Source organism: Mahella sp., from assembly GCF_020054945.1.
In the GTDB taxonomy this organism is placed as follows: domain Bacteria; phylum Bacillota; class Clostridia; order Mahellales; family Mahellaceae; genus Mahella.
Window position 1 is genome coordinate 19837 of sequence record NZ_JAIHAU010000007.1, and the last position, 17382, is coordinate 37218.

Annotated in this window: 11 protein-coding genes; 2 read left to right on the forward strand and 9 right to left on the reverse strand. The window is 38.8% G+C overall.

Annotation, left to right across the window (positions count from 1 at the left end; all coding sequences use genetic code 11):
- Positions 1–276: 276 nt before the first annotated feature.
- Together JG770_RS02730 and JG770_RS02735 are read left to right on the forward strand one after the other, a co-directional pair.
- Positions 277–2079 carry an NAD(P)/FAD-dependent oxidoreductase gene (locus tag JG770_RS02730; protein WP_291954867.1) on the forward strand — a complete coding sequence of 601 codons (1803 nt, stop codon included), beginning with the start codon at positions 277–279 and terminating at the stop codon, positions 2077–2079.
- A 66-nt stretch (positions 2080–2145) separates the two neighbouring features.
- On the forward strand, positions 2146–2997 hold the full coding sequence (locus JG770_RS02735; RefSeq protein ID WP_291954869.1) for an aldo/keto reductase: 852 nt from the start codon (positions 2146–2148) through the stop codon (positions 2995–2997).
- A 103-nt stretch (positions 2998–3100) separates the two neighbouring features.
- Here the strand turns inward: JG770_RS02735 and JG770_RS02740 are convergent, their stop codons facing one another.
- From JG770_RS02740 to JG770_RS02780, 9 genes are read right to left on the reverse strand one after another with little or no spacing between them, the layout of a single operon-like run.
- Positions 3101–5476, reverse strand: a complete 2376-nt coding sequence (locus JG770_RS02740; protein ID WP_291954872.1) for a glycosyl transferase family 36 — start codon at positions 5474–5476, stop codon at positions 3101–3103.
- A 20-nt stretch (positions 5477–5496) separates the two neighbouring features.
- Complete coding sequence (locus JG770_RS02745; protein WP_291954876.1) at positions 5497–6486, reverse strand: LacI family DNA-binding transcriptional regulator; 990 nt, start codon at positions 6484–6486, stop codon at positions 5497–5499.
- Positions 6487–6515: 29 nt separating this feature from the next.
- The gene (locus JG770_RS02750) at positions 6516–7442 is read right to left on the reverse strand and encodes a carbohydrate ABC transporter permease (protein WP_291954879.1); all 927 of its coding nucleotides are present in this window, start codon (positions 7440–7442) and stop codon (positions 6516–6518) included.
- 10 nt (positions 7443–7452) lie between these two features.
- Positions 7453–8325: a sugar ABC transporter permease gene (locus JG770_RS02755; RefSeq protein WP_291954882.1), complete on the reverse strand. Its 873-nt coding sequence runs from the start codon at positions 8323–8325 to the stop codon at positions 7453–7455.
- A 3-nt stretch (positions 8326–8328) separates the two neighbouring features.
- Positions 8329–10554 (reverse strand): DUF5696 domain-containing protein, encoded by a 2226-nt coding sequence (locus JG770_RS02760; protein ID WP_291954885.1) that lies wholly within the window; start codon positions 10552–10554, stop codon positions 8329–8331.
- On the reverse strand, positions 10547–12598 hold the full coding sequence (locus tag JG770_RS02765; protein ID WP_291954887.1) for a YIP1 family protein: 2052 nt from the start codon (positions 12596–12598) through the stop codon (positions 10547–10549). The genes JG770_RS02760 and JG770_RS02765 overlap by 8 nt, the downstream gene beginning before the upstream one ends.
- A gap of 14 nt (positions 12599–12612) precedes the next feature.
- Positions 12613–13485: a carbohydrate ABC transporter permease gene (locus JG770_RS02770; protein WP_291954890.1), complete on the reverse strand. Its 873-nt coding sequence runs from the start codon at positions 13483–13485 to the stop codon at positions 12613–12615.
- A 14-nt stretch (positions 13486–13499) separates the two neighbouring features.
- Entirely contained in the window at positions 13500–14378 is an 879-nt protein-coding gene (locus tag JG770_RS02775; RefSeq protein WP_291954893.1) for a sugar ABC transporter permease, read from the reverse strand.
- Positions 14375–17371, reverse strand: a complete 2997-nt coding sequence (locus tag JG770_RS02780; RefSeq protein WP_291954897.1) for an extracellular solute-binding protein — start codon at positions 17369–17371, stop codon at positions 14375–14377. The genes JG770_RS02775 and JG770_RS02780 overlap by 4 nt, the downstream gene beginning before the upstream one ends.
- Positions 17372–17382: the final 11 nt, after the last annotated feature.

The following is a 17382-nucleotide window of genomic DNA, read 5'->3' on the forward strand; positions in this document are numbered from 1 at the left end:
ATAGTATAGCATAGTATTGTACAAAAATCGACAATAGCTTATTGGTTAATATTATATCAAATATTCATCGATATTTCATCTGTTATATTGTGGGATATAATGATTCCATTGTTTGTTGCATTAAGCCAATATAATAACATTCTTCAGCAAAATATTGCTTGAAAAAAATATTATATATGATACAATATTAAAAGTATAGTATAATTATTGGATTAGTTATTGGATTGATTATTTAACAATCATGGTTAATATTTTAACGCAAAGGGGAGATGTTATTTGGCACAGAAACGCATAGTGATACTCGGCGCCGGTTTTGGCGGTCTTACCGCAGCCAAAGCCATACACAAATATCTCAAAAACGATCAAGACGTCGATATTTTAATGGTAAACCAAAGCCCTTATCACGTATATCTTACCGAGCTGCATGAGGTAGCCGGAAGCAGGGTGTCGGAAGAAGGCATACTGGTACCGATAGAACACGTGCTCGAGCATACCAAGGTACGGTTCGCACAGGATACTATAAAAAAGGTAGATGTGGATAACCATAAGCTCATATCGGACCAAGCGGAATATCCCTTCGATTATCTCATAGTAGCTTGCGGCAGCCAACCTACGTATTTCGGCATCCCGGGCATGAAAGAAAATGCCTTAACGCTGTGGTCGCTCGATGATGCTAAAAAAATACATCAACATGTGCTGGATGTATTTGAACAGGCCGCTAAAGAAAAAGACCCTGCCAAGCGCAAGGAATTGCTAACCTTCGTGGTGGGTGGCGGCGGATTTACAGGCGTGGAAATGATGGGAGAGTTGCGTCAATGGACCGAAACGTTGTGCAAACAATACGGTATACCAAAGGAAGAGCGCACCCTCATTATCGTTGAGGCATTGCCTAAGATACTGCCCAATCTGCCTGATTCACTGATCGAAAAGGCCAAAAATTACATGACTAAAAAAGGCATAAAGATCATGACCGATTCGCCTATAACCGAGGTGGAACCCGGCGTAATACATCTGAAATCCGGAGAAGCTATAAAAGCGGGCACATTCATATGGACCGGCGGCGTGGAGGCTAAGGATTTTGTAAAAAACATCGGCCTTAAGACCGGTAAACGCGGCAGGATAGAAGTAAATAAATATATGCAATCGGTAGATGATCCTAATATATATGTCATAGGCGATGACGCATACTTCGTTACCGAACACGGTGAGATGCCAGCTTTAGTGGAATCAGCCATGGAAAGCGCCGAGTGCGCGTGCTATAATATAGCCGCCGATATACACGGCCAACCCAAGAAAGAATTTAAGCTGGAGCTGCGCGGCGTCATGGTATCCATAGGAAGTACTTATGCCGTAGCCAATGTCATGAACATGAAAATGTCGGGCGTATTTGCTCTCCTGATGAAGCATCTTGTAAACCTGAATTTCTTATTCGGGGTAGGCGGCATAGAATCGATAGTAAAATATATAAAATACCATTTCTTCCAGAGCAACAGAGGCCGTCCTATGATCATAAAACATATGACGGTAAAATCCCAAACCTTCTGGTTATCGCTCATACGTTTCTTCCTAGGCCTTTTGTGGATAACCGAGGGCATAACCAAGGTACAGGACGGCTGGCTTTCAGGTTACGCCAAGATAGGCGACGTCGGCTCCGGTGCCAGTCTGCAGCTTGTCGGTCCGTCTACGCCAGGTTGGTACGCATGGATAGCTGAACATATAATATACCCTAATGCGATATTCTTCCAGTCGCTCATAGTGCTTACCGAGTTGGCATTGGGCCTTATGTTCATATTCGGTTTCCTAACATTCATAGGAGGCGTTATATCAGCCTTCATGAGCATAAACTTCATGTTATCGGCAAGCGCCAGCGCAGGGGCTGCTGTAACACCGTCATTGCTGAATCCGGGTAATCTCTGGATTTTGGTATTGTCCATTGCCATGCTGGGCGGTGCAGGACGAGCATTCGGACTGGATTATTACTTCATACCGTACTTGAAGGAATTGATACGTTATTACCAGCGCAATCACAGATTGACGCTGATCCCTTTGATAAAGCATGTATTGAAAGAAGACAAATAAGTGATATAATTAAGGCAGAATCAAAGATTCTGCCTTAATTATTTGAGTTACAGGAGGTTATATAAAATGGAGAAACGTGTGCTCGGAAAAACAGGAGAAAAGCTCTCCATAGTTGGTTTCGGCGGAATAGTGGTATCAGGTATGGAACAGTCCAACGCCAATAACGTGGTAGCTGACGCCATAGATAAAGGCGTCAATTATTTTGACGTGGCACCTACATATGGCGATGCGGAGGTAAAACTCGGATATGCTCTGGAAGGTAAACGCAATAACGTGTTTCTGGCTTGCAAGGCCGAAGAACGTACTAAAGATGGCGTGATGAAACAGCTCGAGCAATCATTGAAAAATCTGCGTACCGACCATTTTGATCTGTATCAGATGCATTCCATGACCACACAGGAGGATTTTGATACGGCCATAGGGCCTAATGGAGCTGTGGAAGCCCTTGTGGAAGCCAAACGTAAAGGTCTGACGCGTTATATAGGATTTTCGGCTCATTCGGTGGAGATAGCCTTAAAGCTCATAGACGCTTTCGACTTCGATACCATATTGTTCCCTACCAATTGGGTCAATTTCTTCAATGCCAATTTCGGCCCGCAAGTGGTAGAGAAAGCCGCTCAAAAGGGTATGGGGTATCTGGCTATAAAGGCCATGGCCATGACCCCATTGGCTGAAAATGAGGCGCGTGCTTATCCAAATTGCTGGTATAAGCCGGTGGATGATCCTGAGCTGGCGGCACTGGCCTTGCGCTTTACATTATCCCAACCCGGTGTAACGGCGGCTATACCACCCGGAGATCCAAATTTATTTAAGCTCGCTTTAAGCATAGGCGAAAAACCTTTTGAGAAAATAACCGATGAAGAGATAGAGCTCTTAAAGCAACGGGCAAAGGGATTAAAATCCGTATTCCCGCAATAATACCGTGCAAAAATGATAGAGACAACAGGGGCGCATAATAGCGCCCCTTCAAATCCTTCATAAAGACAATTCGTGCTGCAGCATAGTTATATAAATAAACAACCTATCCCATGATAACTTCGGCTTTATGGCGCTTGCCATCCCGCAAATCCGGCAGTTTATGGCCGTCAATCTTTTTGCCGTCCAGCCTTATCTCTTTAATCCCGCTATTGACATGCGCATTATTATTTACTGATATATCATAGATCGTTCCGCGGAACAAGCGCGTATATTCAAATCCATCCCATGCCGATGGTATAGCCGGCGCTATAAGCAAACCGTCTTTCTCCGGCCGTATGCCGAGTATCCATTGAACCGCTACCCTGTGCAACCATTGGGCCGAACCACTGTACCACGTCCAACCACCTCTCCCGAAATTCGGCGACTGTGGGCCATCGGTATTGCCAGGCGTAACATAAGGTTCTACCTTGTATGAATCAATATCATGCGAGCGGTTAGGAGGACATATCCTTTGGTACAGCTCATACGCTTTATCGGGCTGGCCTACCATAATATATGCCACTACCGCCCATGCAGCCGCATGAGTATATACGCCGCCGTTTTCTCTCAAGCCCGGTGCATACCGCGATATATATCCAAGGGTTTCCGACGGCTCGCCATATGCCGGATATAAAAGCAATGTACCGTAATCTTTGAACAGGTAGTCGGTCACCGCGTCCATGCACTGCTTTTGCCGTTCCTCATCCGCTATACCGCTTATTACAGCCCAAGTTTGCGGATTCAAGTAAATACTGCCTTCTTTATTATCCTTGGAACCTATCTTGTCGCCTTGATCAGTGGTGGCTTGAAGATACCATTGCCCATCCCAACCAAATTTATTTGTATTCTCTTTTAATACAGCCTGTACATCGGCGCACTTATCAGCAAGGGTATCATCGCCTTTCAAGCGCATAATAGGTATAAAATCGGTCAATATCGCATATAAAAACTCGCCGACCCAGAAACTCTCACCTTTCATATCAAGGCCTATGCCATTCAATCCGTCGTTCCAGTCGTTCTCACCAATGAGCGGGATACCTCGCGGGCTGAAACGCATAAAGCTTCTTTCAATGGCTTTAACGCAATGATGATACAATGTATCTTCCCCACCATCATAATATGGTATAACCTCATCCAATATGGAATAATCATCGGTTTCTCTGATATAATTTTCGGTTATATAAGGCAACCAAAGCAGATCGTCGGAGCAAGTGGTTGTAATACCCCAATTGCTCAGCGGCATCCACCAGTGCAGCACGGTACCATCGCTGCGCTGTTTGCCCGCATGTATAAGTATCCTCTCTTTGGTATACTCAGGTGCGCTTTCCAGGAATATAAGCGAATCCTGCAGTTGATCCCTATATCCATAACCCCCGCTGACCTGATAATAACCGGCTCTTCCCCATATACGGCAGGAAATAGCCTGATATTTAAGCCATGTATTTGTCATAAAATCCATGGCTTTGTCCGGCGTTCGGATAATTTCATTCTGCAATAAAGGCTTCCAGAACTCCTTCACGCTCTCGAAAGCCTTCTCGCATTCGCGCGTATCGTTATACCTTTTAGCCAATGTCATGGCTTGGTCATCATTATCAGCACAACCGACAGTAAAGCAAAGGCTCTCATGCTGATACGGATCAAGGCTTATGCTGACCTGAAGGGAGGCTATCGCGTCACCAAACCGGCCTACATTGCGGGCGAGGATTTTGTCATGCAATGCTTTTGGATCATTCTCATCACGATACATACCAACAAACGACTCTTTGTCGCCATCATATGACATGGGTTTCAAGCTCGATGTGTGAAAAGCCACATAGTCCCAGTTTCGGTTGTTATGTTGTCCCTTACCGTTGGCCAGATCGGACATGTATTTTTTTACTAGAAAACCATTTATATCATCACTATACCGCGTATCTATGAACAGCTTATGAAATTCCCTATGCTCATCCGGTGCGGCACCGAGAGCCCATTCCATATATGTGAATAAATCCAGCGACCGCTTCTGGTTGCTTTTATTGATTAGTTCCACTTGCCATATTTCCAGCGGTTGTCCTGGCACGACAAAAAGCGTCCATCGGCTTTCTACGCCACGATATTCCTGTATAAAAGTAGTATAACCTATGCCGTGATGGACTTCGTAGCGTTCAGCTTCGCAACGCATCGGTTTATAACTGAGCGACCAACATTGGCCCGTATCGTTATCCCTAATATAAATGTACTTTCCCCATCTATCCTCTATTATATCCTGAAAACTTCTGGTAAGTCTATTTTCACCTGCACTGAAGCGCCACGAATAACCCCCTCCTGTTTGAGAAACGATGAATGAATACTCACCGTTGCTTACAGCATTCACCCAAGGCCTTGGTGTGAACGGCGTTTTTATTATATATTCGCTGCCATCATCAGAAAAATATCCATATTTATTCTCAAATAGTCCCATAATTTTCATTCCTTCTAATTTTATGCTTCACCGCATGATTTGCGGATTATGAGTTCGGCAGGGAGTATAATCTCTTCATTCGGGAAATCGCCCTGCAAAGCCTGCATCAAAAGGCGTACTGCCAGACAGCCCATTTCATACACCGGTTGCTTTATCGTCGTCAATGGGGGGTTGACATATTGAGCCAGTCTTATATCGTCAAACCCTATGATGGCTATATCCCTGCCCACTTTTAAACCGGCTTCATCAAATGCTTCCATTGCACCTATAGCCATCTCGTCGTTAGCGGCAAAAATCGCCTGAGGCAAATCGTTCTGAAATAGCATCAGCTTAGCGGCTTGATAACCGCCTGATTCCACGAAGTTCCCATTATAGTATAATTTAGGAGTATACTCTATCCCATAAGCCTTCAAAGCCGCTTTATAACCGTCAAAGCGTTTTATATTATCGTATGAATCGTCGCTGCCGCTTATATATGCTATCTTGCTGTATCCCAAAGATATAAGGTACTCAACGGCCTTATAAGCACCATTGAAGTTATCCACCTCGATATTTATAATATATTTGCCGCTTGATCGGCGATCCAGCAAAGCTATGGGCATATCTTGCCGTGCGGCCGATTTTATAAGACTATCATCCAGATTATGGGCAAATATGACCATAGCATCGGTTCGTTTTTCTTTCAGGAATTTAGCTGCGGTGCTGTCAAACCCCCCTATAGCGCTAAGCGCCATAAGGTCGTATCCACCGGCCAGCGTCGCCTCCTGTACGCCCCTTATAAGCTCTGAAAAGAAAGGACCTGCAAGGTCAGAAACTATAAGTCCTATTGTGTTGGTTTTACTCGATTTTAAATCCCTTGCATTACCGTTCGGGCGGTATTTAAGCTCTTCCGCCGCTCTAATGACCCTCTCTTTTGTCTCGGCGCTTACCGGACCGCTGTTATTCAATGCATATGATGCCGTCGATATAGAAACACCCGCTTTTTTTGCCACATCTTTTATAGTAACCATATTATCACCCCCTTAACTATTTGCTATACTTATTCGCCGGTTATCCCTGTACGGTCTACCGATTGTATAAACCATCTTTGGAGTATAAGATACATTATAAGCAACGGCAGTATAGTGAGCACTGTCCCAGCCATTTTTATCGCTTCATTTATATAATTAGCTGAATTATCAGCCAATGGATATATTTTTGTATATGTTGCCTCGAACCTTTGTAATTGCAACGGGAGCATTTCTACTGCATTACCAAAATACATAGAGGCTGAGTTAGTATCATTCCAATACCATACAAAAGAGAATATAATTGATACTAAAAAAGCAGGACCAGCGCTAGGCACTGCCACTCTCATAAATATATTCCAATCATCTGCTCCATCTATGGCAGCGGCCTCCTCCAATGATTTAGGCATCATATTGAAAAATTGATAAAATATCAATATAAACAACGATGCAAATAACCCTTGCCCCAATGAAGCTGGTATGACAAAAGCCAATGCACTACCTAGTAGGTTTAATCTCTGATACATTATAAATCTCGGTATAGTCAAAACTTGCGATGGTATAAGGAATATCAACAGCATAACAGCAAACAATATTTTTTTACCAGGAAACTCGTACCTGGAAAATCCATATCCAATAAGCGCTGAAGATACAGTTTGCATAACAGCCGAAACAGTTACTACATATATGCTATCTAATAACGCGCGACCGTAATCTAATACTTTAACGGCTTTAATAAAATTATCTATATATAACTTTGTAGGTATCCAATTCACCAAAGGATTAAGTAAATCGCTTAGATCCTTAAAACTTGTAGAAATCATATATAAAATCGGATACAAGTAAATAAACCCTATCCCTATAAGAAGGGAATATACAATAATTTTAAATATCAAACCCTGATCTTCATTAGAGCCTATAAATATCTTTTTAAGCCCTTGTATTGTATAATTATTCATGGTCTCAACCTCACTCATACTTTTTTTCTCTAGGCATAAGTATCAAAACATAGAGGCCTAGTACTAATGCTATAACTATCAAATATATCCATGCCAAAGCCGAAGTATAACCGAAACCCATATTCGCCTTAAACATATACTCGGCCATAAGAGCAGCAACTTCATTTACCGAAAAAGTAGACATAGCCACTATAGTATATATCGCATTTATAACGATCATAGGTCTAAGTTCCGGCAACATGATTTTCCAGAATATTTCCCACATAGTGGCGCCTTCCACTTTAGCTGCTTCATACACACTTGGATCTATTTTTTGCAAGGCCGCTAAAAAGATTAATATTTGTATTCCCGAAAACCAAAGGATCATAATTATATTCGTTATGACATAATTAAGCGGATTAGCAATAAATAATGGTAAATTATTGAGCATTGCCTCTATAGACGTCGAAAACATATCATTAAATCCAGGCATAGTAGTAGCACCTTGGTTCATAAGTTCATTTAATACTGGACCGCTAGTTATTATAACCGGCAAGAAGAATAACCCTCTAAACAATCCTTTGAATTTTATATTAGAATTAAGTAGTATACTTATTATTAAAGCAAACACAAGGATTATCGGCACCGATATCGTTATCTCCAAAGCATATGATAATAACGTATCAACAAACTGGACATCGGTAAAAAATGCATCTTTATAATTAGCAAACTTTATATAATCTGCTACAATACCTGCATCAGCCGTGATCTTTACCTTGTGAAAGCTTAAATATAGCGAATAAAAAAGGGGATAAGCTGTAAGCAAAACAAAACCCACTAGCCATGGCATTATGAATAAATATCCATTTATTTTCCTCTTAGTAGAATATTTAAGCTTTCCCATCTGTTATTCCACCTCCCTTATCAAATATCCTTTAGCTGGAACACTTTGGTCGCCATAAGTATATGCTGTATCACTATAATTCACAATAATAGCTACGCCATTAGAATATGTCACTTTCACAATCTGATTTTCTAATACCTCTCTATCTTCAATAGTCTCTCCCTTTACATATTTTAGAGCGCCGTTTATTTCATCATATATTTCTTTTATAGTATCACTCCAATTGCCATATTCTGAGGTAAATATATCCTCAGATGCCGTATCCATCAATTTATAAGACGGTTGATACGTTAATATAAAAGACGGATAACTGCCATATTCTATATTTCTCAGCACGTCCTCTTCTAAATTAGAAGAGAAATTTAGAAACGGTGAAAAATAGTTTACATATCCTTTAAGTACTATTTGCATAAATGGCACTGTATCGGTTTCATATACATATTCAGATGAATAAAGCGGTATATCTAAATAATTATCCACATACTTCAATAAATAACTATTGGGAGTATACAATGATATATTATCCATTTCACCACTCATTTTATTAAGCATATCGGCATATACTTGAGCAGAGGCAATTCTGGAAATTTTCTCTTCCCCGTAAGCGGATGACAAAATATAGCCTATACCATCTACTGCCAATCCTTTGATATTATACTCCTTTAATTCTGTTAAATCCTCTTCTGATCTATTCAATGTCACAGATGGTAAAAGATAATAAAACTCCTTATTCTCTTTTTTATCATCGAACTTCAAAAGTTCACCAGTTATCCTGGTTATAGTATCTGTCCTAGGAGTATAACCATCAGCTCCTTTATAAGCTTTAAGGTAATCAGCATATATACTTACGTTCAAATTTGCATTACTATATTTTTCAAAAAACTGAATAAATTCATTTTTCGCACCTAGGCTTTTATTAAAAGGAAAGATCATAGGTTGCGTACCAGTATAACCTCCAGCCGTTATCCCTTTATAAATTATCAACATATTATCCAAGCCATTCCTCAGCATATCATTTATAATAGCTGACGCTTCACTTACAGTAGTCATATTAACTGTGCTCCTCCAAAAGAGCACTCTTTTGCTCTCTGCTCCTAAGAGTTCTATCCTCAACGGAATATTCGATTTACCGTCGTCCTTCTTTCCTAAAATTCCGTTGCTCTCTAGATAAGATCTATATGCTTTAGCCATCCCCACATAATCAGCATCTTGTCCGCCTAATATCGATATATCCATCTTTATATCGAATTTGTTTCTTTCTTTCGGATAGGTCATGACTACATCGCCCTCTTTACTAGTAGGTTGAAAATAATTCTCTCTGTAGTCGAACTCAGCGCCAACCCAATAATAATTTGTAGTTAAACCTGCTGGATAAGCAAAAATCGTAGCATACTCTGCCCCATTTTGTATGTTGACAAAATATGCGTTTTGTTTAGTCCCATGCACCATCCCATACACAGGCAAATATATAGATTTCGGCGGATTATAGTATTCGGTGTCTACAGATACATAATTAATAGCTGGATCATTGCCATATACTTTTGCTAAATATGGCTGTTGTGCTTGGAAATCACTCCCACCAAATCGTATCAAAGCGCCAGGACCATCAGGAATAAAAATATAACCGAGGATCTCATTTTGTCTAACAGCACCCATAAACGGGAACATCTGTATAGAAGCTAAAATATTCTTCCTATCTACTATAGTACTATCTGGTATTTCTACATTCACACCGCTTTGTGTTAACCGCACATATATAGAAAAAGCAACTTCCTCATCCTTAAACTCGATATTTGCTTTGACCCCATTATTTATGTTAGAAATAGCCATTTTAACATCATCATCCAATAATGTATGGATCTTTGTTTTGCCAGTTTCATCAAACATATAAACCCCCACAGGCGATAGAACTCTCTTTAACCATTCTTCATTAAAATCACTATTCTGAGCATTATCCAATACAGTGCTCCATACATAACCCGTCTTATTGTTCTGTATCTTCAGCGCCAATGTTTTGAAATCAACATATAAAGTTACATTAGTATTTTCAGCTACCTTTGTATAGCTTGCCGGTATGTTGGCATTAAATGGATAATTCGTATGACCATTATCTTCTTTCTGTGTATACCTATTCAAACTAAAGCTTATATAAGGGTCAGCTGATGCTGAGGTAGCTATTATAGCCAAAAATACAAATACAAGTACTAACATCGTAATCTTTCTAAACACGGACCATCACCTCCTGAATAATTGAATATATAAATTGATAAAGCTGATTAAATATAAGGTATAATACGAATACAATAAATATAATAATCAGCATAGCAAATATAGTAAGTAATATATTGCCTATAGTTTGACCAAACGAATAGTCATGCACTACGCTTACCATAATAAAGAAGAGTATAGCGCACCATAATATCATTAAATAAAAACATAAATCATATACAAAGGCCTCATTATATGTCAAAACATTAGACAACAATATAAGCGGTATTGTAAATATTATATAAGGCGCTAAAGCATATGCCGTACCTATATAGATATCCCTGTACCTTCCTTCTCCCTCATTTATGGCACTAACCAAATAATTAGAATTAAACCATAGTATTATTGGCACAAAAACCGTCACTAACACCGATGTCAACGAGATATTTAGCAAATCATTATTATTAAACAAGTACCCTGTTAGAAATATGCTCAATACATACTCGACAAAAAATACTATATACAATATAGCGCCTGATAAAATCGAACCCTTATTTTCCCATCTAAGAGAGTAGTAAGCATCTATTGGATGACTAACAAAATTAAAAGCAAATAATAGGTCGCTTAAAAGTTTGCTTTTATTTATTCGTTCCATAACGCGTTTTGAAAAAGATCGAGCAGCATCGTTAACCATATTTATTCTCTTCAAAATAGCGATAAGCACGGTCACCGACAATAATACTCCCAATATAAGCGAAAGCCAATTGCTCAAGAAATCTTGTCTTACCTCCCAAAATGCTTCTGAATAACCGCTTTTATTATTAGCCAAACGAAATTCAGCCATGGCTTCCTTATACTTCTGCTCCTTATAATAAGCTTTGGCTATAGAGTCATGAGCTATTGTAAAATTGCTATTCCATTTAAGCACATTGTGCCATAATTGTTGGCTTTCTACATATAATCCCTGCCTATACATATAGAGCGCTTGATGAACATTTTGCGCAAATTCGGTAGGACGATACAGTAATACAATATTATTCGTGCCATCCAAAAGATATAACATATCGTTGTTATCAATCTCTATGGCCTTCGGATCAGACAAAAAGCCAAAGCGTTGGGCGCTATCTTCATTATTACTTTTACCGCCAAATACAAACATTAAATTACCATAACTATCATACTCCATAATATAGCCATCTTCATTAACTACATATATATTCCCATATTTGCTAACAGTCACATCCACAGCATTGGATGCAAGGCTCATATCTGAGTCTATTTCGACAGTTTTTAGCATGTTTTGCCCAGCTATATTTAATTTTTTTAAATTATCTTTATCCGCTCCTCTAGTAACCGTATATATTATAGCATCGTCATCTATATCTATATTATTGGGAGATGGCGGCAAGATTTTAAAAAGCTGATTAAGTTGGGCTTCCGTATACAACAGCCCTTGTAATATTCGTTTGAGACTTGCCTCGCTTTCATTGACACCATAAAAACCGACAAACTCCCCTGCAACATTTAACTGCACTAACCCCTCGGTGGAGCCTTCACTCACAATATATATATTATACCTTTTATCAACAACTAACTTACGTGGCTTAAATTGCGATCGTTTCCCGTATAGCGGCGAATTAGGTCTGCCAAACGCATTGATAAGCCTGCCAACATCATCGAAAATATATACTTTTTCATTGCCATAATCAGCCACATATACAAATTTATTATCATCTACAAATACTCCCGTAGGCCTATTAAGCACTCCTTCCCCTATTTCCTTTATTAAATTACCATCTTTATCAAAAGCAACGATTCTTGCATTACCGCTATCAGCTATATAAATATCTCCGTTTTGTGCTATATATAGATCCTCAGGGCTCTGAAATCCTCCTTCAATTACCCCTACAGGTTCATAAGGCACAACTGTTGGAACCAATTTATTTTTATAATTTGGCGTCCATGCCTTATACGGAGTATCCGCAAAAACTACTTGGGGTATAGCAAAAAATGTTATAAGCAACATTATAACAAGATATAGTACACATCGTCTTATCATTCTCATACAATTCCCGCCTTCTATTTAATACCTGAATGGGCCATTGTGTTCATAACCTGACTTTGAAGAAATATAAATATTATTAAATTAGGTATAAACATTATTAACGTAGCTGCAGCGGCCATACCTTGTCCTGCAACAATGTTGCTTGAAGTAGATGAAAGAGTGCTCATATAAAAAGCGAATGTTTTTAATCTTTCATCGTTTATATAAAGCGAAGATGTTTCTATATTATTCCAGGCCAGCTGGAATGCTAATATAGCCACTGTGGCTATAGCCGGCTTTATTAACGGTAATACTACTCGCCTAAATATATAGAGATCCGATGCCCCATCTATCTGAGCAGCCTCTATCAGTTCATCTGGTATCTGATCTAAGAACTGTTTTATTAGAAACAATCCTATCGGCATAGCTACAAGCGGTAATATATGAGCAAATATAGTATCTATCACTCGCAGTTGTTCCATCACAAGATACCGTGGTATCGTAACTGCAACGCTTACAAACATTAAGGCCAGGGTATTTATCTGAAATATTACATTTTTCAATTTAAAATCCATTTTAGACAACGCAAAGGCAGCCAAAGCGCTTAGAAGAACGCTTAAAGCGACTACTGTTGCTGTTACAATAATACTATTAAAAAGATACCGCGATACCGGTATGCCAGCTTGCCCTGTAACGCTAAAAAGATCTCTAAAGTTCTCCCATGTCGGTTTTTGTACGAAAAATCTCGGTGGAAATGCAAATAATTCGTCAAATGGCTTAAATGCATTAGAAAATATAAAAACAATAGGTAAAGCCATAAATATCGCCAACGGTATCAATATTGCAAAAAATTTTATTTGACTTTTATCAAAAACATACGGATTTATCTTAGTACCTCTATATGACATCCCTGTATCCCTCCCTAGTCATTTTCTCCAAATAATACCCATGCTAACCGCGATAACAAATATACTGTAAGCAATAACACTACCGAAACTGCCGCAGCATAACCCATGTCATATCGTAAAAAACCATAATCCTCTATATGGTTCACAATCAGTTGACCTGCATATTGGGGAGTTGGATTGGCTCCGCTCAATTGTACACCGATTGCGCCTGATTGAAATGTATTTACTACCGCCATAACTGCTCCGAATAACATTTGCGGTTTCATGGATGGTATAGTTATATACATTATTTCTTGAAGCCTATTACCAATACCATCAATATAGGCAGCTTCATATAGCGATGGATCTATATTCAATATACCTGCTAACATGGCTAAAAAACCCACTCCCATACTACCCCATAAAGTAACTATGATCATAACTGGCATCAAGAAATCAGGAGATTGCAGCCATTGTATAGGATAATTTATAATCCCCAAATTCATAAGCAAACTATTTAAATAGCCTGTTTGATCACCGCTAAATATAATACTCCAAACTACAGCCATAGCTACACCCGATGTCATTGATGGCGAATATATTATTAATGCCAATACCGTTCTGGGCACTTTCGGGATCTGCGCTAACATCCAAGCAAGTAAAAATGAAAGCATGTATCCGAGCGGCCCAACAAATATCGCATATTTTATGGTATTAGGTATCACATATTGCATAAATACTTCATCGTCGGTCAGTAAATCTACATAATTTTTGAACCCTACAAAGCGCGGTGGTCGTACAGCATCGAAATAAGTAAATGAAAGTACTGTAGCAGCCACTACAGGTATCACGATAAATATACCAAAGAGCATAAAATAAGGGGATAAAAATAAATACGGATTCCTATGTTTCATTTTCCCTCCTCCATCCAACTTTTTACCAAATCTATAGAAGGTATCTTATACTCTTTAACTATCTGCCCATTCCTTAGATAGCCTAAATTCTCCATTTGCTTTCTTATTTCCCTATTTATATCTATAACTGAATCATCAACCGCATTGCGGAAATTTTCGCCTTCAAAAACTATCCTATTCCATATATTACCCAATTCCCTCTCCATCATATAAAATCCGGGAATTCTTGGAGCTTCTTTGAGCCATTGCCACTGCTCTAATATAACATTTTTATGATCCGGATTCCAAGGCAACTCACTAAAAGCTTTTAAGTTAGCCGTATTCCACATATACTCTTTACCATACGTGGCCTGCAAATTAACAGCATATTCTACTTGCACGTCTGCAGATGACCACCATTTAATAAAGCGCCACGCATCCGCGCTTTCATCGGTTCGAGCGAATATCATGCTAGCTCTATCTAAACCAGGCGCCCATCGCTCAACTGTGCCATTATCACTCTTAATGCCAGGATAAGGTGCTATATCCCACAAACCGCGCAATTCTGGGGCTGCTGTAAGCAATTGTATATATGTGCCAAAATTTGATATTCCGATTGGCAATATACCATATCTAAAACTATTGTAAAAATTAGGTACTTGCATAGGCATACTATAAACAGTAAATATATCTGACATAAATTTTATTCCTTTTAATGCATTTTCTTGATCTATAGCCGCACTCATTCCATCAGAAGCATATAATTCACCTCCGAATTGATATATAAATGGTACAGTAACCGGAAATGGCTTAAGCCCTCCTTGACCTGCCAACGGTACATAAAAATTCATGCCATATCTCTGCAACTCTGGCAACAACTTTAAGACATCATCCATTGTATCAGGTATCTCGAGAGTTAGTTTACTCATTATGTCCTTTCTGTAAAATAATACCCAAAAATCTTGTGTTTCCGGTAATCCATATGCCTTATCATCAATAATCAATGGCAGCATGGCGCCAGGGGCATAATCTTTTATAATGTCATTAAAATCTGTGAATTGGTTGAGATCTAATGCTGCTCCTCTTACTGCTAAATCATAAATTCGCCAATAATTTATACCTAATGCTATATCTGGCTGCTCTCCAGCAGCGCTAGCTAGTACCAACTTCTGTTCATCAGGCATAACCGAAAACTTTACCTTAATACCTGAGTCAGGGGTAAACTCACTATCTGTCATCTTTTGAAGTAATTCTACATATGTTACTGGACGGTTAACCCATACTTCTAATTCGTCAGGAGCAGTTTCAGTACTATAATAAGCTACATCTCCAAATGAAGATAAAAACCTCTTAGCCCAATTATCAACTTGTTTGCCCAAACCCACATTGGCAGATGGAAGCAATTCGTTGCCTTGAAATAAATAAAATCTATCTACGTCAAGAGGTTGCTCTTGAAGCAATGTAAATAAATTGCCCAAATACTGCGCTACAGAGGCAGAACCATCAGATAAGGCTTCTAATCTGTTAGGTAATTCATCCGGCTCCGCCTTCAATCTCTCTAACTGGTCGATAGCTAGTTTTATAGTTGTACCTGCCTCAGAAGATCTTCCTTCTAATTCAAATTGCTGAATGTATTTATAATTGGCATCTAGTTCAGATTGCCACTTGTCCATGCGCGCCACCAGATCAGGTATATAGTCCGTTATAGACCAATCTCTATTGGGGTCATACTTATTACCGGTTAACTTTTTTATTTCCAATGCCAGATCGTTTATTTCATTCATTATTCGGTTTATATTTTCCATGGTATTAGAATATAGAGAAGCATCAACTTCAAGGCTTATAATATGTTTGCCTTCGGTCAGGAAAAACTCATAAGGTTGACCCTCTTGAGCCGAGAGGATCTCGTTATACCAATTTTCGTCATACTTAAATTTATAATGTCTTACTTCGGCAAAAGGTATTTCTCCATCTATATATAGATTCCTAAATACTGCCACATTTGCTTTATAATTTTGTCTTACTTTAAATGCCAGTTTATAATAGCCATACTCTTCAACATCTACTGTCCAATTAATGGTATCACCATGAGTTAGCCATGATTGACCATCTATTATATTTATCATATCTTTTTGCAAGTTATAAGGTACAACATTTACATCCCTAAGTGCTAAGGCTCTTACTGATGGACTGCTTTTAGAAGCTATCTTTTCAGCTTCATAGGAAACAATATTTTGCTCTTTAATCAATAGTTCTGTAACATTATGCATGCTTCTATATTCTCTATAAGTCGGTATTACATCTGAAGGCCGAATATAGAGTTTGCCCAGTAGAAATTGGCCATTAGTATTAACCAAAGTTATAGTATTATAGCCCTCTTTTAAATAAAATTTTAATGGTTCATCGCGTAAACCCGATAGATCCTTCGCTTTTGTATAATACCATTTTTTAATTTTAATTTGCCTGGGCAGTATCTGATTACCATGTCTATCTAATTCAAATGATTCTTTTATATATTTCCATTCTACTGGAAAAACGATCTTTCTGCACTCCTGATATTGGTATTGCCCGTTCACCATTATTTCATTTTCTATATCCAATATGGAATCATCCATCGGATAATATTCGAAACCCAATTCATACAAACCGTCTTTATCCACAAGTATCTCGAAAGTAGCACTATTACCATCGTCAAAGTATAGTGTTTTTCCATCATGCCCTTGGCTTTCTTGTTCGGATTTAAGCGCAGCGTTTCCAGATATAAAAGAATATGCCTGAACAGTTGTCTCAAAGCTTCCATTATATAAAATGCCTTCTTTAACCCAATCGCTCAAAGCTTCTGAATAACTTTTTTCAGTTATACTCTGTTTTTGTACATCGCTTATCGCGCTTTGACCACTGTTATCTTTTACAAGTGGATCGGCTAAAGCATCACTATTATTAAATGTCATAATTATAAACATTAATATTATAACAAGAGAAAAAATATTTTTTAAAGCTGACCTTGCCAACATAATCAGGCTAT

Excerpts from the sequence above, each read along its gene's own strand:
- JG770_RS02755 (WP_291954882.1), bottom strand. The coding sequence starts at position 8,325 with ATGGGAAAGCTTAAATATTCTACTAAGAGGAAAATAAATGGATATTTA.
- JG770_RS02740 (WP_291954872.1), bottom strand. The coding sequence starts at position 5,476 with ATGGGACTATTTGAGAATAAATATGGATATTTTTCTGATGATGGCAGC.
- JG770_RS02765 (WP_291954887.1), bottom strand. The coding sequence starts at position 12,598 with ATGAGAATGATAAGACGATGTGTACTATATCTTGTTATAATGTTGCTT.
- JG770_RS02770 (WP_291954890.1), bottom strand. The coding sequence starts at position 13,485 with ATGTCATATAGAGGTACTAAGATAAATCCGTATGTTTTTGATAAAAGT.
- JG770_RS02735 (WP_291954869.1), top strand. The coding sequence starts at position 2,146 with ATGGAGAAACGTGTGCTCGGAAAAACAGGAGAAAAGCTCTCCATAGTT.
- JG770_RS02745 (WP_291954876.1), bottom strand. The coding sequence starts at position 6,486 with ATGGTTACTATAAAAGATGTGGCAAAAAAAGCGGGTGTTTCTATATCG.
- JG770_RS02775 (WP_291954893.1), bottom strand. The coding sequence starts at position 14,378 with ATGAAACATAGGAATCCGTATTTATTTTTATCCCCTTATTTTATGCTC.
- JG770_RS02750 (WP_291954879.1), bottom strand. The coding sequence starts at position 7,442 with ATGAATAATTATACAATACAAGGGCTTAAAAAGATATTTATAGGCTCT.
- JG770_RS02780 (WP_291954897.1), bottom strand. The coding sequence starts at position 17,371 with ATGTTGGCAAGGTCAGCTTTAAAAAATATTTTTTCTCTTGTTATAATA.